Here is a 23,507-nt window from a genome sequence, read left to right on the forward strand (position 1 = left end):
TTGATGACTATGAACCCGAATCAACTTGCGCAACGCCGCGAAGCTTTGTTAATTAAGATTCGGGCACAAAGGCAAGTACTCACTTTGCAAACGCAAGAGATCAGACAATCGCTCGATATTGCAGAATTTAGCTATCAGTGTGCTAGCAGCGTCATAACAAAAGTCAAACAACAGCCACTGGCAGCAATTGCAATTGCTGCAGTAGTATTTGTCATCAAACCAACTCGTATTGCGTCACTCTCAAGAACCGCGCTTAAAACCTGGCAAATATGGAAAACAATCGTGCCAGTGATTAAACGATTTAAGTCAGAGTCGAAAAATTCTCCCTGAAACCGCTTTATCTCAATGGACGGCGTGCGCTACTGAACGCTAATTGGCCATTCATTTTCTTGGCAGCAAACAGCCAGAGCCGTTCGTTATTATCTCCAGGGCGAGCGCCCTCCCACACCAATTCCCAGTTTTTATCATGCATATGTTCTGGCTTCTGTTTTTGAAATCCATTAATTAACAGATAATCGCAGCTAGTATCAGGAATGTTCTCTTGTCTATAGGTTGTAATGCCAGCAAAATATCTGAGCATCGCTCTTTCAGACTCACCTAAATCCTTACTCGCCATACAGTCAAAATTACCTGGCAATGCGGTTTGCATGGAAGAAAAAACACTACGATAGCTTTTCGCATGATCAACCCAAGGCATAAGCAATTGACTCATCAACATCCAGCTCAAACCCAGGCCAGCAACCCAGCTGACTAAACCGCGACCTTGAATTTTAGAGAGCGATCCAAGTCCGGCAAAGGCCAAGGCAGTTAAACCGAAGGCAAAAACAACATGCCAGAATTCAAAATGCGGTACAAATTCTCTTGGCAAGACTCTAAGCAAGAACATCCATTCTGGTGGAGATCCTTTAATAGTCATGAGAGCCCACACCAACCAGATAAAGCCAATGACAAATCCAAAAATCATTCTTGCAGACCAATCCCAGATCTTATCCACACTGACAGCCAGATTTCGAGCTGCAGGAGCGGCAATCAAAGCAATCGGCAAAAGCAAAGGCAGCGCGTAATTGTCACGCGCCGAGGCTGCGCGCCATAACACGAGAAGCATAATCGCAAATACCAATCCACAAGCTTGTATCGCGGATGAAGTAAACAAGGAAGCGCGCTGACGCCATAGGGTAATCATTGCCAGCGGCATAGCTGGAAAAGCAAACCATGGTAAGGTGGTAATCCAAAAACCTTCCGTATGCGGAGCACCCAATTGCGCCACCGAAAAGCCAAAAAAGCGTCCCACGTTATTGAGCCAAAACCAATCCATAAACAACGTCGGGGAGCGATGATACAAGCATACCGGCCAAATCAATAGCCACGGTGAAGAATATAACATCGCTAATTTTAAGACCTGCCAGTAGCTAGACTTACGCCACTGTTTGAATAAGAACGGTAATAAAGCGACTGTCAGACCAAATACACCAAGCGCCAACACCCCTTTTGCCATAAACCCAATACCAACACCAGTTCCCATCAATGCACCTGAGCGATGCGGGTTTTCATCAATATGTACGAAACCCGCCGTAGCGACCGCAAAACCTGTCAACAAAGGCACGTCAGTTAACATCATGTGCGAATGCAGTACCAGACCGAGGCAACCCAATAAAGAAAGAACGGCATAACGCCCGTAACCACGGCCCCACCATTGGCGTGCAGCCCAACCAGCAGCAATGCAGGTTACCGACATAAATATACCAGTCGCCAATCTTGCGCCATCATGCAATGCCAGCCACGGCGAGAAGGTTTTTGCCATGATAGTGGCAAGCCAATAATACAACGGTGGCTTTTCCATAAATGGTTCACCAGCCATGGTCGGAACAATCCAATCACCTGTTTCGAGCATGTGATGAATGATTCCGAAAATATATGTTTCGTCTTGCTTCCAAGGATCATGACCGATCAAACCCGGAACAAGATACATTGATACTAGCAACAATAATGCAATCCATGTCCAATCAAAAGACGCGAGAAGGCGCCTTGGACGTTCCAAGGAAAATGGCGCTTTTATGCTATTCAGAATGTATGTGTTCTGATAACTATTGCCGGCAGTAGCCTGAAGCAAAGATGTAAAGAAACTGCGAAACCAAACAAAAAATTCCATACAAAAGCCAATAAAAGTGCAATGGGGTTTGTGCGGTTTACTGTTTTGTTTTCTCAGAAACTAAGAAAATTTCACCTGAAGGTGGTAAAACGCAACACTTGGGGAGGGATGTTACAATTGTTACAACTAACAGCATTAATAAACTATTAGTATCGCATTGTATCTCATTGAGACAAAATTTTACGCGTGTGCTTAGCAAATAAGAGCTCAGATTCTAACTAAATTATAATAAAAACAACGCAAATTAAATTTAAGGCAAAAAAAAATGAAGCCAACCATGAATGGACAGCTTCATTTACCATGTTGAAATTATCGTTAATACAACTTACTCTAAGAAACAATTTTTATTGGTTTGTAGCAATTTGTATTAGTTTTTCGCTATTTATTCTTATTAACATTCATTAATTTTGTTGGCCAAACTCTTCTCCAAGTTCAGCTGCCCTGCTGGCAGCTACTTTAATCGCACGGATAATATGAGATTTGACACCGTCCGCCTCCATACTGCTTAAGGCGGCATAAGTCGTACCGCCTTTAGACGTGACTCGTTCACGCAAAATAGATACGGCGTCACCAGAATGCATGGCTAGCTGGGCGGCACCTTCAAACGTTGCAACAGCAAATTGCTTGCCTTGCTCGGCACTTAGTCCTAGCTCTTGAGCGGCCTGCTGCATTGCTTCAATGAAATAGAATACGTATGCTGGACCACTGCCAGAAATAGCAGTCACCACGTCGATCAGTCTTTCCTCCTCGAACCACGCTGTAGAACCAACAGCCCGTAAAATTTCGTCTGCACACTGTTTTTCTGTTTCGCTCACTCCTGGCAACGCATACAAACCGGTAACACCTTTGCCGATTAAGGCGGGCGTATTCGGCATTACACGCACAATTTTGCCGTATGAGTTTAACCAGCGTGAAATATCAGTAACACGTATGCCAGCAGCGATAGAGATCAATAATTGGTGCTTGATGTGCGCTGACAACGCTCCGACCACGTCCCTTAACTGCTGTGGTTTTACAGCGAGAATGACGACATCCATTTGTTGCAAGTGATGATCGATGCTTAGGGATGTACTAACGCCGAATTCCGTTTCCAAGCGTGTCAGCATTGCCTGACTTACATCTACTACATGAATATGTTTCGCAGGGACATCACCTTGCAACAGGCCACCAATCAAGGCAACCGCCATGTTGCCTCCGCCGATAAAACCGATCTTCAATTTACTTTGCATAATTTCTTCTCCCGAAAATTGCCGTACCTATTCTGACCATGGTGCTACCTTCCGCGATTGCCGCATGTAAATCGCTGCTCATTCCCATTGATAAGGTATCTAATACGATACCGTGCTTACAGATTTCATCCTTGAGCTGCTTCAAATGTCTGAACGCTAATCGCTGTTGTTGCTCATCTTCGGTTGCTTCCGGTACAGCCATCAGTCCACGCAACTTAAGTCTGGGAAGTTGCGCGATTTTAAGCGCCAATGACACCGCATCTTGCGGCAATACCCCGCTTTTACTCACTTCGCCACTGATATTGACCTGCAAACAAATATTCAAAGCTGTTAAATCGGCCGGACGTTGTTCAGATAAACGCTGCGCAATTTTTTCTCTGTCAACAGAATGTACCCAGGAGAAGTTCTCTGCAATCGGTTTAGTTTTATTACTTTGTATAGGCCCGATAAAATGCCACTCCAGTTTCAAGTCTGGCGAATGCTGCTGGATAAAATCAATTTTTTCCAACGCTTCCTGGAGATAATTTTCACCAAAAGCCATCTGTCCGCAGCTGGCAGCATCTAAAATAGCATCTGCACCAAAGGTCTTAGAAACAGCCAACAAACGCACTTGTTCTGGTGAACGTCCGGAATCGAGTGCAACAAGTTGAATATCAGCAAGTACGGCTTGCAAGTTGTCGGAAATTAAGGACATAATCAAGGAATCTCGATTCTAAATTTTTAGTTGGAATTTGGTCACTTTTTGCTATACCCATCCAAAATCAGGCTTGTATTACAACGATCATCAGCGACACTCTCATTACCGGAATTATAAATGGACATTTCTGAACTCCTTGCGTTCTCCGTCAAGAATAACGCGTCTGACCTTCACTTATCTTCCGGCTTGCCACCGATGATACGGGTACATGGCGACGTCCGACGTATTAATTTGCCGCCATTGGAGCACAAAGACGTACATGAGTTGATTTATGACATCATGAATGACTCGCAGCGCAAGACCTACGAGGAACATCTGGAGTGTGATTTTTCCTTTTCAATTCCAGGTCTGGCACGTTTCCGTGTGAATGCGTTCAATCAGGAGCGAGGTCCGGCGGCTGTTATGCGTACCATTCCATCGAAAATCCTTTCGCTGGAACAACTCAACACACCTAAAATTTTTGCCGAATTGGCACTCAAACCACGGGGCCTGGTGCTGGTTACCGGGCCGACAGGTTCTGGTAAATCTACGACCCTGGCGGCGATGGTGAACCATTTGAATGAAAATGAATATGGCCACATACTGACTGTCGAAGATCCGATTGAATTTGTGCATGAGTCAAAAAAATGCCTGATCAACCAACGTGAAGTAGGCCCCCACACCATGTCGTTTCAAAACGCGTTGAAGTCGGCATTGCGTGAAGATCCTGACGCGATTCTGGTGGGTGAATTACGCGATCTGGAGACTATACGACTGGCGTTGACCGCCGCGGAAACAGGTCACTTGGTATTCGGTACTTTACACACCTCTTCTGCGGCAAAAACGATCGATCGTATTGTCGACGTATTTCCTGCCGAAGAAAAAGAAATGGTGCGATCCATGCTGTCAGAATCTCTGCAAGCAGTGATCTCACAAACGTTATTAAAAACCAAGGATGGCTCTGGCCGCGTAGCCGCCCATGAAATCATGTTGGGTACACCAGCGATTCGCAATTTAATCCGCGAAGCAAAGATTGCCCAAATGTACTCAGCAATTCAGACTGGTAGCAGTATCGGCATGCAAACACTGGATCAAAATTTGACTGATCTCGTCAGACGAAATGTAATCTCAGTAGGGACGGCACGCAGCGCAGCCAAAATCCCGGACAATTTCCCAGGTTAATTGATTGAAGTACATTTTGAGCAAATAGGACAAGAACAACAATGGAACGCGATCAGGCAACCAAATTTATGCATGACCTGTTAAGGCTCATGCTGACTAAAAATGGCTCGGATTTATTCATCACAGCAGATTTCCCGCCCGCATTTAAAATTGATGGCAGAGTAACTCCCGTCTCAAATCAACCGCTAACACCTGCGCACACGGTCGATCTGGCGCGCGCTATCATGAACGATAAACAGGCGTCAGAGTTTGAGTCAACCAAAGAATGTAATTTCGCAATCAACCCTGCGGGTATGGGGCGCTTTCGCGTTTCCGCATTCATGCAGCAGGGGCGCGTTGGCCTGGTTCTGAGAACCATTACCACCGCTATTCCTAAATTAGAAGATTTGGGCTTGCCTGAGCATTTGAAAGAAATCGCTCTGACCAAGCGTGGTCTGGTAATCATGGTGGGTTCAACCGGCTCAGGTAAATCAACCACGCTGGCAGCGATGGTTGGACATAGGAATAAGAATAGCTATGGCCACATCATTACGATCGAAGACCCGATTGAATATGTGCATCCACATGGCAACTGTATTGTTACGCAGCGGGAAATCGGAATCGATACCGAAGATTGGGGTGCAGCACTGAAAAATTCTCTGCGTCAGGCACCGGATGTAATACAGATCGGCGAAATCCGTGATCGTGAAACCATGGATTTTGCTGTCGCCTTTGCTGAAACCGGCCATCTTTGCCTTGCCACCTTGCACGCCAACAGCTCGAATCAGGCCTTAGATCGTATTATCAACTTTTTCCCTGAAGAGCGCCGTGCGCAATTGTTGATGGATTTGTCTTTAAATCTGAAAGCCGTCATTTCACAACGTCTGATTCCTGTCAAAGGTCGCAAAGGCAGGATTGCCGCGGTGGAAGTGCTGTTAAACACACCACTCATTTCCGATCTAATTTTCAAAGGCCAGGTGCATGAGATGAAAGAGATTATGAAAAAATCTCGCGAACTCGGCATGCAAACCTTTGATCAGGCGCTGTTTGATTTACATGAAGCAGATAAAATCACCTATGAAGATGCATTGCGTAACGCGGATTCCGTCAACGAATTACGCTTAGCAATTATGCTGCAAGGTAAAGATGCAAAAGACCGCGATCTCTCTGCAGGAACCAATCACTTAGGGATATTGTAAGTATGAATGCACTCGATTTTAACGCTAAGAATTTGCAAGGTCAGGATATTGATCTGAAGCAGTATTTGGGTCAGGTCGTGTTAGTCGTCAATACCGCCAGCAAATGCGGGTTTACGCCGCAGTACCAAGGTCTGGAGCAGGTCTATCAACAATTCAAAGACAAAGGCGTCGTTGTACTTGGTTTCCCATGCAATCAATTCGGTCATCAGGAGCCAGGTACTGCGGATGAAATCGGCAGTTTTTGCGAAAAAAATTACGGCGTTACTTTTCCCTTGTTTGAGAAAATTGACGTCAATGGCGATGCTGCCCATCCGTTTTTTACGAACTTGAAAAATGAAGCGCCTGGCTTGATGGGCACCAAGGCCATCAAATGGAATTTCACCAAGTTTCTGATCAAAAAAGATGGCACAGTATTTCGCCGCTATGCGCCGCAAACCACGCCAGCGGATCTGATCGCCGACCTCACGCAACTATTGGCTGAATAAGTCAGCAGTATTATTTTGAGACAACCGCGATTTTAAATTACCCCGAGAAGACGTAGTCCAAACGGTAAGAAAATCGCGGTAATCAATCCTGACAAACCCATCGCCAGTCCGGCAAACGCACCCATTTCCTGATTGATTTGAAACGCTCTGGCAGTGCCTATTCCATGCGCACTAACACCCAATGCAAAGCCACGAATTGCATGGTCTCTGATTCTCAAAACATCGAGAATACCCGCCGCCATCATGGCACCGAGGATACCGGTGAGCATGACTAAGGCCGCAGTCAAAGAAGGTAGGCCACCTACTTTTTCACTCACACCCATTGCAATTGCCATCGTCACCGATTTCGAAGCCAGAGAAAGCACAGTAACCCGCGAGGCTCCCAATACATTCGCAATTAACATAGCGGTGGCAATCGCCGAAGCACTACCTAATACCGCTCCCACCAGAAAAGCTTTCCATTGATATCGCAACCGATTCATCTGCTGGTACAGCGGAACGGCCAAGGCTACCGTTGCCGGACCGAGCAAAAAATGCACGAACTGCGCACCAGCGAAATACGTTTGATATGAGGTATGCGTACTCAGCAACACCGTCACGATCAATGCAACGGAAATCGCAACGGGATTTGCGAGAGGACTGAATTTACACTTGGTATAAATAAAATAGGCGACTTGGTAAGCAATCAGCGTGGCGGTCAATCCTAACAAGGGTGACGCTGCAAGATAAACCCAGACAGCCGATAATTGGTGATTCATTTTTGCAGCCACTTCACGCAAACAGCGGTAACCACAATCGATACCGCCGTACTCACAATCAACGCGACACTCAGGGGCAGCCACTCTTCCATGACCATTTTTCCGTGCACCATGATTCCTACGCCTGCCGGAATAAACAAGAGGGACAAATGCCCCAATAAAGTTTGAACACCGGGAACAAGTTTCGCCGCTTCGCTTTTTCTGATCACGAGGTAAATGAACAAGAACAACATACCAATCACCGGCCCGGGCACAGGTAAGCCTGTCGCATAGACAACCCCCTCCCCCAGGCATTGGAAAATCAGTAAAACGGAAAAAGTTCGTATCATTTGTTCCTGGATTTTTATTCAGAAAGCGCGGAATTTGCGAGTGCGCTGTCGATGAGTTCTATCCAATGTTTTACTGACGTTTCCGTTCCCGATTGCAAATGCGTGAGACAACCAATATTGGCGGACAAGACCATGTCTGGCTTTGTCGCCAGCAGATTGTGCAATTTATTATCGCGTAGCTGATACGAAGTTTTTGCCTGCAATACCGAATACGTTCCCGCCGAGCCACAACACAAATGGCTATCAGCGCACAATTGCACATCAACGCCCAAGGCCTTGAGCAAGCCTTCGACTTTGCCACGGATTTGCTGTCCATGTTGTAGCGTGCAAGGCGGGTGCCAAACAATGCGCTGCAATAATTTGCCTTGCAGCTTCTGTACTAATTGCGCTTCAAATTCCGGCAAAATTTCACTCAGATCGCGGGTCAAGGCTGAAATACGTTCCGCTTTTTGTGAATAGTTGGCATCATGCGCCAACATATGGCCGTATTCTTTTACGGTGACACCACACCCCGAGGCCGTCATGACGATGGCCTCGGCACCAGCCTCGACTAGCGGCCACCAGGCGTCAATGTTTCTACGCATGTCATTTAATGCCGCCTCGTGATCATTCAGATGGTGGCGTATTGCTCCGCAACAGCCCGCCTTAGGAGCAACAATCAATTCCACGCCGAGACTACTCAATACACGCGAAGTCGCCGCATTAATATTCGGTGCCATCGCAGGTTGTACACAGCCATCGAGCAACAACATTTTACGATTATGCGAGATGTGCGCCCAGCTTCCTGACTCCTGGCGTGCAGGCACTTTATTCTTCAGACTTTGCGGTAATAGCGGACGCAAACTTTGCCCTAAACGCATTGCTGGCTGAAATATCCATGCTCTTGGCAAGATCGCCTTCAGCGTTTCTCTGACGATTTTTTGTGACAAGGGTCGTTGCACTTGCTGCTCGACAACCTGGCGTCCGATGTCAAGCAAACGGCCATACTGGACACCTGATGGGCAGGTGGATTCGCAATTTCTGCAGGTCAGACAACGATCCAGATGTTGCTGCGTTTTTTCCGTCGCAGGCTTACCTTCCAGAACCTGTTTAATCAGATAAATACGACCCCGCGGACCATCCAACTCGTCTCCCATCAATTGATAGGTCGGACAAGTCGCGGTGCAAAAGCCGCAATGCACACACTTACGCAGAATGTCGTCGGCTTCTTTGCCGGCACGTGTATTTTTTATAAAATCAGCGAGATTGGTTTGCATAGCGAATTAAAAGTCCTTGTACAAACGGCCTGGATTAAATATCCCAGCAGGATCAAATGCAGCTTTAAGGCGTTGGTGTATGTTGAGCAAAGGCGCAGGCAGCGGCGTAAACACACCTATACTTTTGTTACCGCCACGGAATAAACTGGCATGACCGCCAGCCGCGCTCGCAGCGGCACGTATGACCTCCGGCGTTTCATCGCTAAATAGCCAACGTTGCGCGCCACCCCATTCGATCAAGGATTTTCCGGTTAAAGGCAATGCTACGGTTGTGGATGGCACGGACAAACGCCACAAACCATGCTCTTCATCTTGAGAAAAAAAGTCTTGTGTCTGTTCACGTAAAGCAGTCCAATAAGCTGCCGCGTCGTGCATCTCTTCACCGCCCAGAACTTGCCGTGCAGACCGTACTGCTGCCTCGGCACCGGACAATCTCAGCATTAAGCGACCAACATGCCAGCAACTGCCAGAAATTGGTAACGCTTGCCCTGCCCACAGATTCATTTTTTTTATCGCGTCAGCCTCAGATAAAGCAAATACCAAGGTCGTTTCTGCAAAGGGGCGCGGCAATACTTTGATCGACACATTGAGCACTAAACCCAGACTCCCCATTGCTCCTGCCAACAAGCGCGACACATCGTAGCCGGCCACATTCTTCATGACCTGACCACCGAACTCTAAAATTTCGCCTTTGCCATCCATCAAAGTCGCACCAAGAACAAAGTCGCGAACTGCACCAACATAAGGGCGACGAGGACCGGATAAGCCCGATGCCAACATGCCGCCCAAGGTTGCGCCAACACCAAAGTGCGGTGGTTCAAAAGCAAGCATCTGATTTTGCTCAGCCAATACGGCTTCGATTTCAGATAAAGGGGTTCCGCTACACGCGGTTAGTACTAATTCGGTTGGCTCGTAAGCAATGATTCCGCGATATGGACGGGTATCTACCACATTCCCAACAGGTTCTTGACCATACCAGGATTTGCTCCCGCCGCCGCGAATCTGCAAGGCGTTGCCTTGCTCCTTTGCATGCAGAATTTGCTCTCTGAAACCTTGCAAAATAGTCGTCATTTCTGCCATTGTCTCTGTCGTCATCTCTGTAGTCATCTCTGTCTTCATCAGTCAAATTATTTTTAGTTAGAGATTAAAAACGAGGTAAATCAGGAAATGCGAGGCGTCCTTGCTTGACATGCATGCGGCCATATTCAGCACACCGATGCAAGGTCGGGATCGCCTTTTCCGGATTCAATAGAGAGTGGGTATCAAACGCACGTTTAACGGCAAAGAAGGCATCCAGTTCTGCACGGGAAAATTGTACGCACATAGAATTAATTTTTTCTATGCCAACACCATGTTCGCCGGTAATGGTTCCACCAACAGTCACGCAGAGCTCCAAAATTTCTGCACCAAATGCTTCGGCGCGCTCGAATTCACCGGGTTGGTTCGCATCAAACATAATCAGAGGATGCAGATTTCCGTCGCCCGCATGGAATACATTTGCACAGCGCAGTCCATATTTGGTCTCCATATGCGTAATGCCGATCAAGACTTCGGCCAGACGTTTGCGGGGAATCGTTCCATCCATACAGTAATAATCGGGGGAAATACGACCAGCTGCAGGAAACGCATTTTTACGTCCTGACCAAAAGCGCAAACGCTCTGCATCACTTTGAGATACCGCAATCGCTGTCGCACCGGCTTGTTCAAGCACGGCTGTCATACGAGAAATTTCCTCTTCGACTTCTTCATTGGTACCGTCGGATTCACACAGCAATATCGCTTCGGCATCAATATCGTAGCCAGCCTTAACAAATGGCTCAACCATCCGCGACGAGGTCTTGTCCATCATTTCCAGACCAGCAGGAATAATGCCTGCTGCAATAACATTCGCGACGGCATTACCGCCTTTGACCACATCATCAAATGAGGCCATGATAACGCGCGCTGCCTGCGGTTTGGGAATCAGTTTCACGGTCACTTCGGTGACGATACCTAACATGCCTTCGGAACCAATAAACACGGCTAACAGATCCAAGCCCGGCGCATCCAAGGCTTCACTGCCGAGTTCGACGACATCACCATCGACGGTGACGACACGCACCCGCAAGACATTGTGTACCGTCAGTCCATATTTCAGGCAGTGCACACCACCAGAATTTTCAGCCACATTGCCGCCTATCGTGCAGGCGATTTGTGAGGATGGATCTGGGGCGTAATATAAATTGTGCGCAGAGACGGCTTCAGAAATAGCGAGGTTACGCACGCCAGGTTGCACGACAGCCGTTCTGGCATAGGCATCGACTTTGAGAATTTTGTTCAGCTTGGCGGTGGACAACACAATGCCATCGGCAATCGGCATCGCACCGCCAGACAAGCCCGTACCTGCACCACGCGGCACGATGGGTACTTGCAAGTGATGACAGACTTCCAGCGTAGCGATAATTTGTGATTCGTTTTCTGGCAAACAAACGACCATAGGAAGCTGACGAAATGCCGCCAGACCGTCGCATTCGTATGGACGGGTATCCTCTTCATTGTGCAACACGCAGTGCTCAGGCAACGCTTGGCGTAAAGCGCGCGCCACCTCTCTTTGCCGCGTTGCAAAAATCTGCTCTGAACTGATTTGCTCCATACCGACACCTATTTATTTTTTTATCAGTGTAATCAGCTTTGATTCAGCTTGCGATGAATAGTTTGCGCCAACTTGACTGAATTGTTTTCAACGCATAAAAAAAGGACGCCGCAGCGTCCTTTTTACATGATCATCTATCCGGTAAAATCAGACCGAGAAAGAAGAACCACAACCACAAGTTGTGGAGGCGTTAGGATTTTTAATCACAAACTGTGCGCCTTCGAGATCGTCTTTGTAGTCGATCTCAGCGCCCACCAGATATTGGTAGCTCATGGAATCGATCAACAGATGTACGCCATTTTTGGTCATAGTCGTATCATCTTCGTTGGTAATTTCATCGAAAGTAAAACCGTATTGAAAACCTGAGCAACCGCCACCCTGCACAAACACGCGCAATTTCAGGTCAGGATTACCTTCTTCTTCAATCAATTGCGCAACTTTGGCAGCAGCGCTTTCAGTAAAAACAATCGGTGCTGGCATTTCGGCAACGGCATTCATTTCTTACTCCTTCAATCTAAGATACTTCCATTATAGTCCTGCTTGCAAAACTATGCATTGGAAGCCGCCAGCATTAATAAAGCTGGCTCTTGCAAAACATCATGGGTTAATTTACCAGAGACCAAAGCACCGCTCAGCATCTCTAAGGTTTTGTAGTGCACATCGCCAGAAATTCTGGCTTTAGGCTGCAATTCCAGCAACTCGGTCGAAAAGACCGGACCGTTAATGACACCATTGACCACGACGTGTGCTGCACGGACCTCACCGTCGATGACGGCTTGTTCGGAAATCACCAACATACTTGAAGCCTCAACGTCAGCGATTACATTGCCACAGATGTGTCCATCGATTCGTAAGCCACCTTTAAAATGAAGATCCCCTTCAATTCTGGTGGTCGCACCAATGAGACTATCTATCGTATTCTTTGCTTTTCGGGTAAACATGAAATTTTCCTTTTTCAGGAAGTATTCAAAATGCGATACTTGCTATTCACGTTTATGCACGTAATACCAGTCAGCGATTTTGAAAAAGTTTATAAATTAACAGCCTGCTGCGCGCGAATCACGCCTCGGTCCAGGACTTTTACCTGTACATTTTTCGCTGTCGCGCCATCGGGGAGAGTAATCACTCCCTCCAATCGCTGGTAATGTTTAAACGACAATTTTAATTTACCAGCATCACCCGATTTAACATCAGGGAACTGCATCGTAACAGGTTTTCCTGCCTGAACCAAGCTCACAAAAAATTGCAACTCGCCTTCAAAGTCTTTGGTGCTTTTCACCCCTTGCATCACCAAAGCACGGTAGCGTAATTGTCCTGGTGCCTGTAGTTCAACCTTCAGATTCTGCACGGTGATGCCGTCCATACCGGTTCCGGATGGCATCAAACCTTCGAAAAAAGCCAAGTCATCTTTGAGCTTTTGATTTTCCGTAGTCAGAGTTTTAACTTGATCAGCTAACTGCTTTTGCATCGAATGATCAATATTGAGCTTACTTTCTATCGTATTGGCTTCGAGTTGCAACTTATCGCGCTCGGACGTCAGTTGCTCAAGCTTAGTTTGCAATTCATGAACCTGGTCTCTATTAATTCGTGGACCAAAGGCAAAACTACGTCCTAAATCGTAAGTCCACCAAGCCAGCACCGCTACCAACGCGAGAATCAAGACTGCAATTCCGGCTTTGACATACCAAGGCCAGGCATGGGTAATCGTCATTTTTGGCGCCAAATAGCGCCTCTGCGAGAAACGTGATTTGCCCATATACTGTTATGGCATCACCGGAACATGGTGCAGTCCTGTGGTTTCTTCTAATCCGAACATCAGATTCATACACTGCACAGCTTGCCCGGACGCACCTTTCACCAGATTATCTTGCACCACCAAAATGATCACGGTCTTACCATTGTTTGGACGGTGCAAAGCGAGGCGCAACATATTCGATGCGCGGGTAGAACGCGTTTCCGGATGTGACCCAAACGGCATCACATCAACGAAAGGTTCATCTTTATAAGCTTCAATAAACAAGGCTTGCAGTTCTTCATTGCTGATGTCACGCGTCAGACGTGCGTACAGAGTCGAATGCATGCCGCGTATCATTGGCACCAAATGTGGAGTGAACAGCAATTCAACATCTTGCTTGGTCAGACGTTGTAATTGTTCGGTCGTCTCAGGAGTATGACGATGGCCAGATACGCCATACGCCTTAAAACTGTCACTGGTTTCCGAAAAAAGAATGCCTATTTCAGCTTTACGACCTGCACCCGAAACGCCTGATTTACAGTCGGCAATCAAACTAGTGGCATCAATCACATCCGCCTTCAACAACGGTGCATAACCAAGCTGCATCGTGGTTGGATAGCAACCTGGATTGCCAATGACGCGTGCGGATTTAATGGCCTCACGATTCAGCTCTGGCAAGCCATACACTGCTTCTTTTAAAACGTCAGTGCAAGTGTGAGGAATGCCATACCATTTTTCGAATTGAGCCACGTCTTGCAGACGGAAATCGGCCGCCAGATCAATGACCTTGACGCCAGCCGCCAACAACTCCTGAGCCTGCGCCATTGCGACGCCATGAGGTGTAGCAAAAAACACTACATCACATTCTGTTAAGTTAGCTTTGTCAGGAGCAGAAAATGCCAGCGCCACCTTGCCGCGCAAAGACGGGTACATATCAGCAACGGGCAAGCCATCTTCTTTACGTGAAGTAATGGCTGTCAATGTTACATCGGGGTGGGTTGACAATATGCGCAACAATTCCACGCCGGTATAACCGGTGCCACCTACTATACCTACTTTGATCATATATTTTTTCCTTGCAAGAAATTTTTCACTATTTTAACAGCAGAGCTAACGATCTCAACGACAGTGTTAAAACTCGTTACATGAAAAAACAGAAAGCAGAAAAAGCAAAAAAGCCGCCCAAAGGACGGCTTTTTGATCCAGCGAAAAAAAATTAACGCTTGGAGAATTGTTTTGCGCGACGTGCTTTGCGCAGACCAACTTTTTTACGTTCAACTTCACGTGCATCACGTGTAACGAAACCAGCTTTTGACAGCTCAGATTTCAATGTTGCATCGTAGTCGATCAGTGCACGGGTGATACCGTGACGAACTGCACCAGATTGACCAGATTCGCCGCCGCCGTGAACGTTAACCATAATATCGAATGTTTCGAGATTGTTAGTCAATTCCAGTGGTTGACGGATAACCATCAGGCCAGTTTCACGAGAGAAATATTCGTTTGCTGGTTTGCCGTTCACAACGATCTTGCCGCTGCCGGACTTCAGGAATACGCGAGCAACTGCGCTCTTGCGACGGCCAGTTCCGTAGTTGTAATTACCGATCATGGCTAATCCTTAGATGTCGAGTACTTGTGGTTGCTGTGCTGCGTGCGGATGCGTTGCATCTGCATACACTTTCAGCTTCTTGATCATTGCATAGCCGAGTGGGCCTTTAGGCAACATGCCCTTAACAGCCTTCTCGAGTGCACGACCTGGAAAACGCGCTTGCATTTTCGTGAAATTTGTTTCATAGATACCGCCTGGGTAACCAGTGTGACGGTAGTATGTTTTGTTCAGAGCTTTAGTGCCTGTCACGCGCAGTTTACCTGCATTCACTACGACGATGAAATCGCCCGTGTCAACGTGTGGAGTAAATTCTGGTTTATGTTTGCCGCGTAAACGGAGTGCCACTTCGCTGGCAACACGTCCGAGTACTTTATCTGTCGCGTCAATCACGAACCAGTCGCGCTGAACCTCATGGCCCTTAGCGGAAAAGGTTTTCATGTTGAATCCTAAAAAGTTAAATACGCCTTTGTGCGGTGGTTCTACCTATGTTTTGGCAGACTCTCCCTTGTTAATTTCTCGCTCAGGCAAATCGAGAATCGGAAATTATAAGGTTTTCAAAGACTTAGTGCAAGAACTGTTTAAATTTTAGGCAGAAAAAGTGCCGCAATAGCACCCAAGTAGCGCTTAACATGCCCTGAGACAAAAAAATAGCCCGAAGAACTTGCTTCGGGCTGAATCCACCAAAGGAGTAGGTGGAGGAGACAATTGCTTGGTAGACTTTGCCTCTGGTGCTGCTGAGATGCAATAACTAACCGATGAGTCAATAATAGGATAAGAAATTGTGCAGTGCAAGAAAAATTCTGAAAAATGTGCGAAGATTTCCTCTAAACCAAGACTGCAAGATGAAATATGGTCTAGCCAGCAAAATCCGATATCGCAAAAAATTAATGAATGAATGCAGTACAATTTTAAAGACGACAACAACGAAAGAAAAAAGGGTAACTCATGGAAGCAACCGTACGCTGGACCGGCCCATCAGGAATGTCATTTCTGGCCGAAACAGGCTCAGGCCACGCAGTATTAATGGATGGTGCGCCAGAAGGTGGCGGTCACAACCGCGCTCCTCGCCCCATGGAGATGGTACTACTAGGTACCGGAGGGTGCACAGCGTATGATGTGGTGCTGATTTTACGCAAAGGCAAACAAGACGTGCGCGCCTGTGACGTGACACTCAAAGCAGAGAGAGCCGAAACCGAACCCAAGGTTTTTACTAAGATTCACTTTCATTTTACGGTCCGTGGCCGTCAGTTAAAACCGACAATGGTTGAACGCGCGATCAAACTATCTCATGAGAAATACTGCTCAGCGTCCATTATGCTGGAAAAAACTGCTGTCATGACGCATAGCTTCGAAATCATTGACGACCTGACGGTTGAATTAGTGTCAGGTGATCAAACCTGACACCAATTCGTTTATATGATGTACTCAGGTATGGAGCTTTAAGCCTGAATACTAATTTCCGGCTTACCAAAAATATCAAGGTAAGTCGGATAAAACGAACAATACAAAATGGTCGTCAACAATGCTGACATCGGCAACATGGTCAACATCACGACGATAGGATCACCAAATATCACGGCGATCATTACGCTGACCAAGGCTGGCAAAATACCCGCAATCAACATCCACGCTGCCCCGTAGAGCAAAAATGCCTTCCCTGCACGCTTCACGGAAAAAAAACTGTAGAACAAGGCTTTTCCGACAGACATTTTTTTCCACATAATCAGAGGAGCAGCAAACCAGAATGCCATTAACGGCAAGAGATAGGTAAGCACCGCGACTAACATACCCAAGAATATACGTTCATCAGGGGCTTCTTTGGGGTCGATAGGTTTTTGACTGGAAAGGAAGTCAAAGAGTGCGCCACCATCTACCAGGCTAGATACAAATATTGCCAACGCAACCGCCAATACATAGAAAATCCCCAAAGTGAGCAGACGCCCCAGTGCCTCCGAACGAAATCCAAGCATTAACAGATTTGGATAAACCTTGACGCCATTTTCTATTTGATCACAAGCCTGCATAAAACTCATGCTAAATACCGGGATCAACATTAAAGGCAAGAACTCTCCTGCAATTGGGATAAGGCCTAATCCCATCACGATAAACATGTAGGTAAAAAACAAGGTCAGCATCTCTGCGGGTTGCTGGCGAAACAAGATAAATCCTCGTTTAACCCAAAGCAAGCCAGTTGATGGTGTTACTGGATTCATAAATTTTCTGGCAAAGGTGGGACGGGTAAAGATTCGCGCAAACGCAGAATACGCTCAAAATGGGCAGGATCATGTGGCGTCAACATTTCTGCATCTCGCGGCTGGTAATAATCATACAGACGCGACAACCAGAATCGTAACGCTGCCGCACGCAGCATAGGCTGCCATGCAATCGCTTCTTCTTTGCTAAATGGCCTTACCTCGTGATAAGCATTCAACATAGCCAGAACCCGGACAATATCGAGTTCACCGGTGGTAATATTGATACACCAGTCATTTACGGTGACGGCAACGTCAAAAATCCAGGTATCGCACCCAGCAAAATAAAAATCAAAAAACCCGGTCAGTCGTTCACCAACAAACATGACGTTATTTCTGAACAAATCAGCATGAATCGGACCTCGCGGCAAAGCACGATACACCGGGGTACTATCAAACGCATCCTGAAAATGCACTTCTGCCCGCAGCAAATGTTGTAGTTCATCCGAGATGAAAGGCAGTACCTTAGGCGTTGTTGCGTGCCACCAATCTAATGAGCGTAAATTCTTTTGATGCAAAGGAAAATCTTTGCCAGCAAGATGCATCCGCGCCAACATGCGCCCGACTTCCGCACAATGTGACGCTTGCGGCTCCATTTGCGAACTGCCTTCAAGCTTACTGACAATCGATGCTGGCTTTCCATGCAAGGCCACCACCAATTCGCCATCGGCATTGGCGACTGGCGCAGGCACCAGTACGCTATGATCCGCCAAATGGCGCATTAATTTTAGATAAAATGGTAGTTGTTCAAAGCTCAGATTTTCAAAAATCGTCAGAACATATTCACCGGTTTCAGTCGTAATAAAAAAATTACTATTTTCAATCCCAGACGCAATACCTTTGATTGCTAACGCCTTCCCTAGCGGGAATTGATCTATCCATGAATTCAGGTCATTCAGGGTAACAGGTGTAAAAACTGCCATTGATATATCGCAAAAAAGAAGCCGTCAGAAATTATTTATCGGAAGAACTCGCAGAAACTGCTTGCGTAGGTGCTGGTGGTAAAACGGGTAAAGGTTCGACTTCTTTACTTTCTTTTTTACCACCAAACTGCAAAATCGTCCATTGTGGAGCACGGTTGTTGTCTCCCTGTGCGGTACCCTTTGGTGCATTACCGATTTCCGGATCAGCTTTCAACACGTAATGACTGCCACCAGAATGCACCTGCACCTCGGTGACTTTTCCTGCATTGTTGCGAATGTCTTTAACTTGATTTTTTTGCTCAGGCTTTCCCGCTTTCATGTCAGCGGCTGCTGGGCCCTCTTCCAACACTTCTAATTGTGGCGGTGGTGGTGGCGTCACCAGTTCAGTTTTATTAGTTGTTGACTGCGCGTGGACAAATCCTGCCAGAGACACAGCAAATATGCCAGACACCAAGCCTAAACGCAGTTTCAATGATTTTTTCATGGCAAGACCCTGTTGAGCTAAACGTGCTGTCATTGTAACAAATCAAGCCAGGCAAAGTTGCGAATAATTGTCGGCTTTTATGTCATATCAAGTACGTATGCATATTCATGTGACTTTAAAGCGAAGAAAATAAAAAAGAGCGGTCAAAAGACCGCTCTTTCTATCAACTCATTGCTTCAGGCATAAGCCTGAAATCAATTAGAACTGGTGACGTACGCCAGCAGTGAATTCGTTGATGTTTGCGCCAGCTACAGAAGCCAAACCTTCAAAGCCTTTAGATGCTGCATCTTGATTTGTACGAGCGAATGCTGTGTACAGATCAGTACGCTTAGACAACGCGTATTGGTAACCAATAGCGAATTGCTTAGCATTGCCAACTGTTGTTGTAGCGTTCAGTGCTGTTGGTGTGTTGTCTTTTACTTGTGTGAAAGTAGCCAACAATTTGCCAGCTGCATCAACCGGTACTGTTACACCCAGAGTGTAAATCTTACGATCAACTGCAGCAGTTGCTGAAGTACCGTCAGTTTTAACTTTTTGGTAGATGAACACTGGAGTAGCAACGCCAAAGTTGTAGTTCACCAATACTGTGTTTGCAGATTTAGCGTTAGTGAACAAGTTTGCGTCTTGTGCATTGTCTTTGTAGTAGTTATACGCTACGTTCAAAGCATCGATTTGGTAACCCAAAGTCACGCCCAAAGAACGACCCAGAGAGTTATCACCAGCAACTTCACCAGCGCCGTATTGAGCTGCACCGTAGAAGCCACCCAGGTTGCTTGGTGTGTAGTAGAACACGGAGTTACTTACGCGACCACGTGTGTTAGCGTTAGTAGTTGTTGCTTTAGCAGTTGCAGTAGCTGCAACGCCCAAAGTAGATTGGCCGCCGATAGAGTAGATACCTTTCAAGCCATTGCCGCTGTTGATCATGCCAGATGCGAATGGATCGAAGCTATCGAACAATTGGAAAGTTGTAGACTTATCACGACCCAGATTAACTGCACCGAAATCGCCAGACAAACCAACGATAGAACGACGACCAAATGTCAAACCACCTTGATCAGAAGCGCCAGTATCCATAGAGATACCTTGTTCCAATACGAAGTTAGCTTTCAAGCTATTGCCCAGATCTTCAGTACCTTTGAAACCGATACGTGAACCAGATTCTTGACCGCTTTCGATTTTAGCTACTTTACCAGAGCCAGTGCTCAAGCCTTGAACGCCAACGTCAGCGATACCGTAGATAGTTACAGAAGATTGCGCGAATGCCGCACCGGAGAAAGCACTCATCAGAGCAAGTGCGAGGAATGATTTTTTCATTGTCTAGTATCCAAAAATGAATGTTAAATTTTTGCTGCGGCACAAAACCTAGCGCGGCAAAAAACTGAATTGCAGGTCTGTTCAAAGCCTCGAATCGAACATTGATTCAATGACAAATGCCAAGATACCTGCTGAAAATGACATTTTGATGAAATCAAACTACTATAAAAACAAGGTCTTACAAAACGTTGCAATTTAAAGACACGCCAAATCGGGATTAGTTCAAAAAAACAAAAACTGATTTATCGCGGCTTAAGGCTACATTATAGGCAATTTTTATGATTGCTGCATAGCACAAGCGATATGAGGAATATCTGAACTATTTCAAGTGAGGTAAAAAAATTTTCTTTTAAGCTTTTTTACCGCGACCTTGATTATCATTTAACCAATTGTTTCCAAGGCACTTTCCTTCTGTGCTGTTATTGCTCGCCAGTAGATGCGACCGGTATACCACAGCATCGATCCTATTAACGCGCATCCCAACTGCCCTAGTGCCAGACTGAATGCGGAATGGTCGAGAGCGGGTGCGACGACTCCAGCAATAATAGCCCCCAGCAAAGTTACAGTTGCAGATTGACAAGATGCTACGATGCCACGGATTGTCGGGAACAAATCCAATACCAATAAAGTTGCGCCTGGTGCCACCAAAGACATGCCAAATGTATAAAAGAACAAGGGCATGACTGACCAAAACAAGATAGGCTGCGAGATAAAATTAAAGATCACATTAAATAAAGAAGCCCCAATTAAAAAACAAAAACCAATGCTGACTTGCTTCCAGACTGAGATCTTTCCAGCCAGTCTGTTCGCCATTAAAGCGCCCAAAAATATCCCTGCAACCGACGGGATAAACTGCCAACCAAATTGATCTGCACGCAATTTAAGATGTTGTGTAATGAACACGGGCGCAGAAGATATGTACAAAAAAAGGCCACCAAAATTAAAGGCTATAGTGCCTGCTTTCAAATGAAATAGCGGCGATTTAAACACCTTCAAATAACTTCTCCAAAGAAACTCCGGACTAAATTCTTGCCGGTTCTCACGCGGCAAAGACTCCGGAAGAAATTTGTAACAAGCCAAAAAAAGTAACACAGTGTATCCAAATAACAACAGAAAGATACCACGCCAGGTCGAAAATCCGACTATCCAGCCACCTAAAATCGGCGCGATCGCAGGAGCAATCGAAAAAATCATGGTCACCATCGACAATAAACGTTCAGCCGGAGCACCAGAATACAAGTCACGGATCAGCGCCCTTCCGACTACCATCCCGGCACCCGCTGACACGCCTTGAAGAATCCGAAAACCCCATAAATAATGAATACTATGTGCGGATGCACAACCAAAACTGGCCACACAGAAAACCAATAACGCCACTAAAATTACATTTCTGCGACCAAACGAGTCAGACAAGGCGCCATGCCACAAGGTCATGACGGCAAAAGACAACATATAAGCAGTGAGGGTTTGCTGAACTTCCAGTGCACTTGCTTGCAAACTAGCCTGTATATTCGGGAAAGCGGGCAGATAGGTATCGATGGAAAACGGTCCCAGCATCGCTAGCGCAGCCAACAAAGTGGCTAATCCTGCGTTACTGAGCTTGATATTCGATGGCATAAGCGGCAATTCAATGATTTGATAAAAAATAGGGCGAAAATCGCTCCGTCCGGGATATCTAGATGGACCTATCCTTAGGCGAAGCTTAGTTAGAAATACATTTACTAAACTCCCATACCGCCAAGACACAGGTACTTAATTTCGAGATACTCATCCATGCCATACTTTGAGCCTTCGCGCCCTAAGCCTGACTGTTTAACGCCACCAAACGGGGCTACTTCATTCGACATCAATCCAGTGTTAATACCCACCATACCGTATTCGAGTTTTTCTGCGACACGCCAGACCCGGCCAATATCACGTGAATAAAAATACGAAGCCAGACCAAATTCAGTATCATTTGCGGCTGCAATGACTTCTTCTTCAGAAGTAAATTTGACCACCGCTGCCACCGGACCAAAAGTTTCTTCATTCATGATCAACATCGCAGGAGTGACATCGGACAAAACTGTAGGCTCATAAAACAATGACCCCGCTGTATGTTGCTTACCGCCAGTAACCAGACGTGCGCCCTTAGTTTGCGCGTCTGCCACATGTTCAGTCACCTTCGCAATCGCCTGCGCGTCAATCATCGGCCCCTGCTGTACGCCAGTAACAAAACCGTCGCCAACCAGGATTTTTTTTGCACCTGCCGCCAGTTTTTCAACAAACTGATCGTAAACAGACGCGTGGACATAGAACCGATTGGTACAAACACAGGTTTGACCAGCATTTCTGAATTTCGATTGCAAAGCACCTTCGACCGCAGCATCCAAATCGGCATCATCAAAAACAATAAACGGCGCATGACCGCCAAGCTCTAACGCAAGCTTCTTCACTGTGGGCGCTGACTGACGCATCAAAATACGACCGACGGGCGTGGAACCAGTGAATGATAAGTGACGTACGACCGGACTATCACACAGCACTTTACCAACAGCGATAGAACGCTCTGCGTCTGCAGTCAACACGTTGATCACGCCAGCAGGAATACCTGCACGTTGCGCTAACTCCACCATGGCAAGCGCAGACAAAGGAGTTTGCTCTGCTGGTTTAATAACGATAGTACAGCCAGCCGCTAAAGCTGGAGCGACCTTGCGGGTAATCATCGCAATCGGAAAGTTCCATGGGGTGATCGCGGCACACACACCGATAGGCTGCTTCAACACAATGATGCGCTTATCTGTCCAGGTTGAAGCCATCACATCACCGGAAACACGCTTTGCTTCTTCGGCAAACCATTCCAGAAAACTGGCACCGTAAATCACCTCGCCCTTCGCTTCCGCCAATGGCTTGCCTTGTTCTGCCGTCATGATGGCAGCCAGATCGTCTGCGTGCTGTATCATCAAATCAAACCAGACGCGCATGACAGTGGCACGTTCTTTTGCCGTTTTCGCTGCCCAGGCAGGGAATGCCGCCTGCGCCGCGGCGATCGCGTCATGCGTATCGCTCTCAGTCACATTGCTCACCCGCGCCAACACTTGTAACGTCGAAGGATTATTCACTTCAAAACGTTGGTCTTTCACTAACCAGTTCCCATTAATAAAAGCGGCGTCACGCAATAAGTTGCTATCTTTTAATTTCAATTGATCAGCGATGTGATGTAAAAACATAATGGGGTCTCCGTAATAAGGATAAATAACTGGAGCAATACAGTCCTAAAACTCGTAGGCCTTAAGCCTAAAGCAAAACGGTCAGGTCTGCTGAGACCTGACCGTTT

Annotated in this window: 25 protein-coding genes; 5 read left to right on the plus strand and 20 right to left on the minus strand. The window is 46.6% G+C overall.

Going from position 1 to position 23,507, the window contains the following annotated elements:
• Nucleotides 1-9: 9 nt before the first annotated feature.
• Complete coding sequence (locus ACO0KY_RS04035) at nt 10-330, plus strand: YqjK family protein (protein ID WP_186911397.1); 321 nt, start codon at nt 10-12, stop codon at nt 328-330.
• A 7-nt stretch (nt 331-337) separates the two neighbouring features.
• Here ACO0KY_RS04035 and ACO0KY_RS04040 read toward each other — a convergent pair whose 3' ends face one another.
• The 3 genes from ACO0KY_RS04040 to ACO0KY_RS04050 form a co-directional block, all read right to left on the minus strand.
• Nucleotides 338-1,891 carry an ArnT family glycosyltransferase gene (locus tag ACO0KY_RS04040; RefSeq protein ID WP_423044479.1) on the minus strand — a complete coding sequence of 518 codons (1,554 nt, stop codon included), beginning with the start codon at nt 1,889-1,891 and terminating at the stop codon, nt 338-340.
• A 659-nt stretch (nt 1,892-2,550) separates the two neighbouring features.
• Nucleotides 2,551-3,378 (minus strand): pyrroline-5-carboxylate reductase, encoded by an 828-nt coding sequence (gene proC / locus ACO0KY_RS04045; protein ID WP_423044481.1) that lies wholly within the window; start codon nt 3,376-3,378, stop codon nt 2,551-2,553.
• Nucleotides 3,368-4,072, minus strand: coding sequence for a YggS family pyridoxal phosphate-dependent enzyme (locus ACO0KY_RS04050; protein WP_423044483.1), 705 nt, complete (start codon nt 4,070-4,072; stop codon nt 3,368-3,370). Before ACO0KY_RS04050 ends, proC begins: the two co-directional genes overlap by 11 nt.
• A gap of 120 nt (nt 4,073-4,192) precedes the next feature.
• On the opposite strand from ACO0KY_RS04050, the gene ACO0KY_RS04055 reads away from it, so the two are divergent.
• Genes ACO0KY_RS04055 through ACO0KY_RS04065 form a run of 3 tightly spaced genes read left to right on the plus strand, consistent with a single transcriptional unit; the run spans nt 4,193 to nt 6,899 of the window.
• A complete protein-coding gene (locus tag ACO0KY_RS04055; protein WP_186911393.1) occupies nt 4,193-5,236 on the plus strand; it encodes a type IV pilus twitching motility protein PilT in 1,044 nt (347 codons plus the stop codon).
• Between the two features lie 41 nt (nt 5,237-5,277).
• Entirely contained in the window at nt 5,278-6,414 is a 1,137-nt protein-coding gene (locus ACO0KY_RS04060; protein ID WP_423044485.1) for a PilT/PilU family type 4a pilus ATPase, read from the plus strand.
• Between the two features lie 2 nt (nt 6,415-6,416).
• A complete protein-coding gene (locus tag ACO0KY_RS04065) occupies nt 6,417-6,899 on the plus strand; it encodes a glutathione peroxidase (RefSeq protein ID WP_423044487.1) in 483 nt (160 codons plus the stop codon).
• A gap of 32 nt (nt 6,900-6,931) precedes the next feature.
• Here the strand turns inward: ACO0KY_RS04065 and ACO0KY_RS04070 are convergent, their stop codons facing one another.
• From ACO0KY_RS04070 to rplM, 11 genes are all read right to left on the minus strand, one after another.
• Nucleotides 6,932-7,657: an LrgB family protein gene (locus tag ACO0KY_RS04070; protein ID WP_423044489.1), complete on the minus strand. Its 726-nt coding sequence runs from the start codon at nt 7,655-7,657 to the stop codon at nt 6,932-6,934.
• Complete coding sequence (locus ACO0KY_RS04075) at nt 7,654-7,986, minus strand: CidA/LrgA family protein (protein WP_423044491.1); 333 nt, start codon at nt 7,984-7,986, stop codon at nt 7,654-7,656. The genes ACO0KY_RS04070 and ACO0KY_RS04075 overlap by 4 nt, the downstream gene beginning before the upstream one ends.
• 14 nt (nt 7,987-8,000) lie before the next feature.
• Nucleotides 8,001-9,242, minus strand: a complete 1,242-nt coding sequence (gene glcF / locus ACO0KY_RS04080) for a glycolate oxidase subunit GlcF (RefSeq protein WP_423044493.1) — start codon at nt 9,240-9,242, stop codon at nt 8,001-8,003.
• Between the two features lie 6 nt (nt 9,243-9,248).
• Nucleotides 9,249-10,349, minus strand: coding sequence for a glycolate oxidase subunit GlcE (glcE, locus tag ACO0KY_RS04085; protein WP_423044495.1), 1,101 nt, complete (start codon nt 10,347-10,349; stop codon nt 9,249-9,251).
• Between the two features lie 37 nt (nt 10,350-10,386).
• Complete coding sequence (locus ACO0KY_RS04090) at nt 10,387-11,874, minus strand: FAD-linked oxidase C-terminal domain-containing protein (protein WP_423044497.1); 1,488 nt, start codon at nt 11,872-11,874, stop codon at nt 10,387-10,389.
• 147 nt (nt 11,875-12,021) lie between these two features.
• Nucleotides 12,022-12,372: an iron-sulfur cluster insertion protein ErpA gene (gene erpA, locus ACO0KY_RS04095; RefSeq protein ID WP_186911386.1), complete on the minus strand. Its 351-nt coding sequence runs from the start codon at nt 12,370-12,372 to the stop codon at nt 12,022-12,024.
• 50 nt (nt 12,373-12,422) lie between these two features.
• Nucleotides 12,423-12,815 (minus strand): bactofilin family protein, encoded by a 393-nt coding sequence (locus ACO0KY_RS04100; protein WP_423044499.1) that lies wholly within the window; start codon nt 12,813-12,815, stop codon nt 12,423-12,425.
• 89 nt (nt 12,816-12,904) lie between these two features.
• Nucleotides 12,905-13,585, minus strand: coding sequence for a DUF6776 family protein (locus ACO0KY_RS04105; RefSeq protein WP_423044501.1), 681 nt, complete (start codon nt 13,583-13,585; stop codon nt 12,905-12,907).
• Nucleotides 13,586-13,636: 51 nt separating this feature from the next.
• The gene (gene argC / locus ACO0KY_RS04110; RefSeq protein ID WP_423044503.1) at nt 13,637-14,674 is read right to left on the minus strand and encodes an N-acetyl-gamma-glutamyl-phosphate reductase; all 1,038 of its coding nucleotides are present in this window, start codon (nt 14,672-14,674) and stop codon (nt 13,637-13,639) included.
• A 151-nt stretch (nt 14,675-14,825) separates the two neighbouring features.
• Entirely contained in the window at nt 14,826-15,218 is a 393-nt protein-coding gene (gene rpsI, locus ACO0KY_RS04115) for a 30S ribosomal protein S9 (protein WP_162039944.1), read from the minus strand.
• Between the two features lie 9 nt (nt 15,219-15,227).
• Entirely contained in the window at nt 15,228-15,656 is a 429-nt protein-coding gene (gene rplM / locus ACO0KY_RS04120) for a 50S ribosomal protein L13 (RefSeq protein WP_186911382.1), read from the minus strand.
• 507 nt (nt 15,657-16,163) lie between these two features.
• On the opposite strand from rplM, the gene ACO0KY_RS04125 reads away from it, so the two are divergent.
• The gene (locus ACO0KY_RS04125) at nt 16,164-16,619 is read left to right on the plus strand and encodes an OsmC family protein (protein WP_423044505.1); all 456 of its coding nucleotides are present in this window, start codon (nt 16,164-16,166) and stop codon (nt 16,617-16,619) included.
• Between the two features lie 38 nt (nt 16,620-16,657).
• Here the strand turns inward: ACO0KY_RS04125 and ACO0KY_RS04130 are convergent, their stop codons facing one another.
• The 6 genes from ACO0KY_RS04130 to ACO0KY_RS04155 form a co-directional block, all read right to left on the minus strand.
• Nucleotides 16,658-17,431: a BPSS1780 family membrane protein gene (locus tag ACO0KY_RS04130; RefSeq protein ID WP_423044507.1), complete on the minus strand. Its 774-nt coding sequence runs from the start codon at nt 17,429-17,431 to the stop codon at nt 16,658-16,660.
• Nucleotides 17,428-18,393: a homoserine kinase gene (locus ACO0KY_RS04135; RefSeq protein WP_423044509.1), complete on the minus strand. Its 966-nt coding sequence runs from the start codon at nt 18,391-18,393 to the stop codon at nt 17,428-17,430. The genes ACO0KY_RS04130 and ACO0KY_RS04135 overlap by 4 nt, the downstream gene beginning before the upstream one ends.
• 31 nt (nt 18,394-18,424) lie before the next feature.
• The gene (locus ACO0KY_RS04140; RefSeq protein ID WP_423044511.1) at nt 18,425-18,877 is read right to left on the minus strand and encodes a hypothetical protein; all 453 of its coding nucleotides are present in this window, start codon (nt 18,875-18,877) and stop codon (nt 18,425-18,427) included.
• A gap of 198 nt (nt 18,878-19,075) precedes the next feature.
• The gene (locus ACO0KY_RS04145) at nt 19,076-20,191 is read right to left on the minus strand and encodes a porin (protein WP_423044513.1); all 1,116 of its coding nucleotides are present in this window, start codon (nt 20,189-20,191) and stop codon (nt 19,076-19,078) included.
• Between the two features lie 381 nt (nt 20,192-20,572).
• Nucleotides 20,573-21,808 carry a multidrug effflux MFS transporter gene (locus ACO0KY_RS04150; protein WP_423044515.1) on the minus strand — a complete coding sequence of 412 codons (1,236 nt, stop codon included), beginning with the start codon at nt 21,806-21,808 and terminating at the stop codon, nt 20,573-20,575.
• Between the two features lie 104 nt (nt 21,809-21,912).
• Nucleotides 21,913-23,400: an NAD-dependent succinate-semialdehyde dehydrogenase gene (locus ACO0KY_RS04155; protein WP_423044517.1), complete on the minus strand. Its 1,488-nt coding sequence runs from the start codon at nt 23,398-23,400 to the stop codon at nt 21,913-21,915.
• Nucleotides 23,401-23,507: the final 107 nt, after the last annotated feature.

This window comes from Undibacterium sp. Dicai25W (genome assembly GCF_049340505.1).
Taxonomy (GTDB): Bacteria; Pseudomonadota; Gammaproteobacteria; order Burkholderiales; family Burkholderiaceae_D; genus Undibacterium; species Undibacterium jejuense.

What these genes read in the sequence shown, in the direction of transcription:
- ACO0KY_RS04035 (WP_186911397.1), top strand. Translation starts at nt 10, where the DNA reads ATGAACCCGAATCAACTTGCGCAACGCCGCGAAGCTTTGTTAATTAAG.
- ACO0KY_RS04040 (WP_423044479.1), bottom strand. Translation starts at nt 1,891, where the DNA reads ATGCTCGAAACAGGTGATTGGATTGTTCCGACCATGGCTGGTGAACCA.
- proC (WP_423044481.1), bottom strand. Translation starts at nt 3,378, where the DNA reads ATGCAAAGTAAATTGAAGATCGGTTTTATCGGCGGAGGCAACATGGCG.
- ACO0KY_RS04050 (WP_423044483.1), bottom strand. Translation starts at nt 4,072, where the DNA reads ATGTCCTTAATTTCCGACAACTTGCAAGCCGTACTTGCTGATATTCAA.
- ACO0KY_RS04055 (WP_186911393.1), top strand. Translation starts at nt 4,193, where the DNA reads ATGGACATTTCTGAACTCCTTGCGTTCTCCGTCAAGAATAACGCGTCT.
- ACO0KY_RS04060 (WP_423044485.1), top strand. Translation starts at nt 5,278, where the DNA reads ATGGAACGCGATCAGGCAACCAAATTTATGCATGACCTGTTAAGGCTC.
- ACO0KY_RS04065 (WP_423044487.1), top strand. Translation starts at nt 6,417, where the DNA reads ATGAATGCACTCGATTTTAACGCTAAGAATTTGCAAGGTCAGGATATT.
- ACO0KY_RS04070 (WP_423044489.1), bottom strand. Translation starts at nt 7,657, where the DNA reads ATGAATCACCAATTATCGGCTGTCTGGGTTTATCTTGCAGCGTCACCC.
- ACO0KY_RS04075 (WP_423044491.1), bottom strand. Translation starts at nt 7,986, where the DNA reads ATGATACGAACTTTTTCCGTTTTACTGATTTTCCAATGCCTGGGGGAG.
- glcF (WP_423044493.1), bottom strand. Translation starts at nt 9,242, where the DNA reads ATGCAAACCAATCTCGCTGATTTTATAAAAAATACACGTGCCGGCAAA.
- glcE (WP_423044495.1), bottom strand. Translation starts at nt 10,349, where the DNA reads ATGACTACAGAGATGACGACAGAGACAATGGCAGAAATGACGACTATT.
- ACO0KY_RS04090 (WP_423044497.1), bottom strand. Translation starts at nt 11,874, where the DNA reads ATGGAGCAAATCAGTTCAGAGCAGATTTTTGCAACGCGGCAAAGAGAG.
- erpA (WP_186911386.1), bottom strand. Translation starts at nt 12,372, where the DNA reads ATGAATGCCGTTGCCGAAATGCCAGCACCGATTGTTTTTACTGAAAGC.
- ACO0KY_RS04100 (WP_423044499.1), bottom strand. Translation starts at nt 12,815, where the DNA reads ATGTTTACCCGAAAAGCAAAGAATACGATAGATAGTCTCATTGGTGCG.
- ACO0KY_RS04105 (WP_423044501.1), bottom strand. Translation starts at nt 13,585, where the DNA reads ATGACGATTACCCATGCCTGGCCTTGGTATGTCAAAGCCGGAATTGCA.
- argC (WP_423044503.1), bottom strand. Translation starts at nt 14,674, where the DNA reads ATGATCAAAGTAGGTATAGTAGGTGGCACCGGTTATACCGGCGTGGAA.
- rpsI (WP_162039944.1), bottom strand. Translation starts at nt 15,218, where the DNA reads ATGATCGGTAATTACAACTACGGAACTGGCCGTCGCAAGAGCGCAGTT.
- rplM (WP_186911382.1), bottom strand. Translation starts at nt 15,656, where the DNA reads ATGAAAACCTTTTCCGCTAAGGGCCATGAGGTTCAGCGCGACTGGTTC.
- ACO0KY_RS04125 (WP_423044505.1), top strand. Translation starts at nt 16,164, where the DNA reads ATGGAAGCAACCGTACGCTGGACCGGCCCATCAGGAATGTCATTTCTG.
- ACO0KY_RS04130 (WP_423044507.1), bottom strand. Translation starts at nt 17,431, where the DNA reads ATGAATCCAGTAACACCATCAACTGGCTTGCTTTGGGTTAAACGAGGA.
- ACO0KY_RS04135 (WP_423044509.1), bottom strand. Translation starts at nt 18,393, where the DNA reads ATGGCAGTTTTTACACCTGTTACCCTGAATGACCTGAATTCATGGATA.
- ACO0KY_RS04140 (WP_423044511.1), bottom strand. Translation starts at nt 18,877, where the DNA reads ATGAAAAAATCATTGAAACTGCGTTTAGGCTTGGTGTCTGGCATATTT.
- ACO0KY_RS04145 (WP_423044513.1), bottom strand. Translation starts at nt 20,191, where the DNA reads ATGAAAAAATCATTCCTCGCACTTGCTCTGATGAGTGCTTTCTCCGGT.
- ACO0KY_RS04150 (WP_423044515.1), bottom strand. Translation starts at nt 21,808, where the DNA reads ATGCCATCGAATATCAAGCTCAGTAACGCAGGATTAGCCACTTTGTTG.
- ACO0KY_RS04155 (WP_423044517.1), bottom strand. Translation starts at nt 23,400, where the DNA reads ATGTTTTTACATCACATCGCTGATCAATTGAAATTAAAAGATAGCAAC.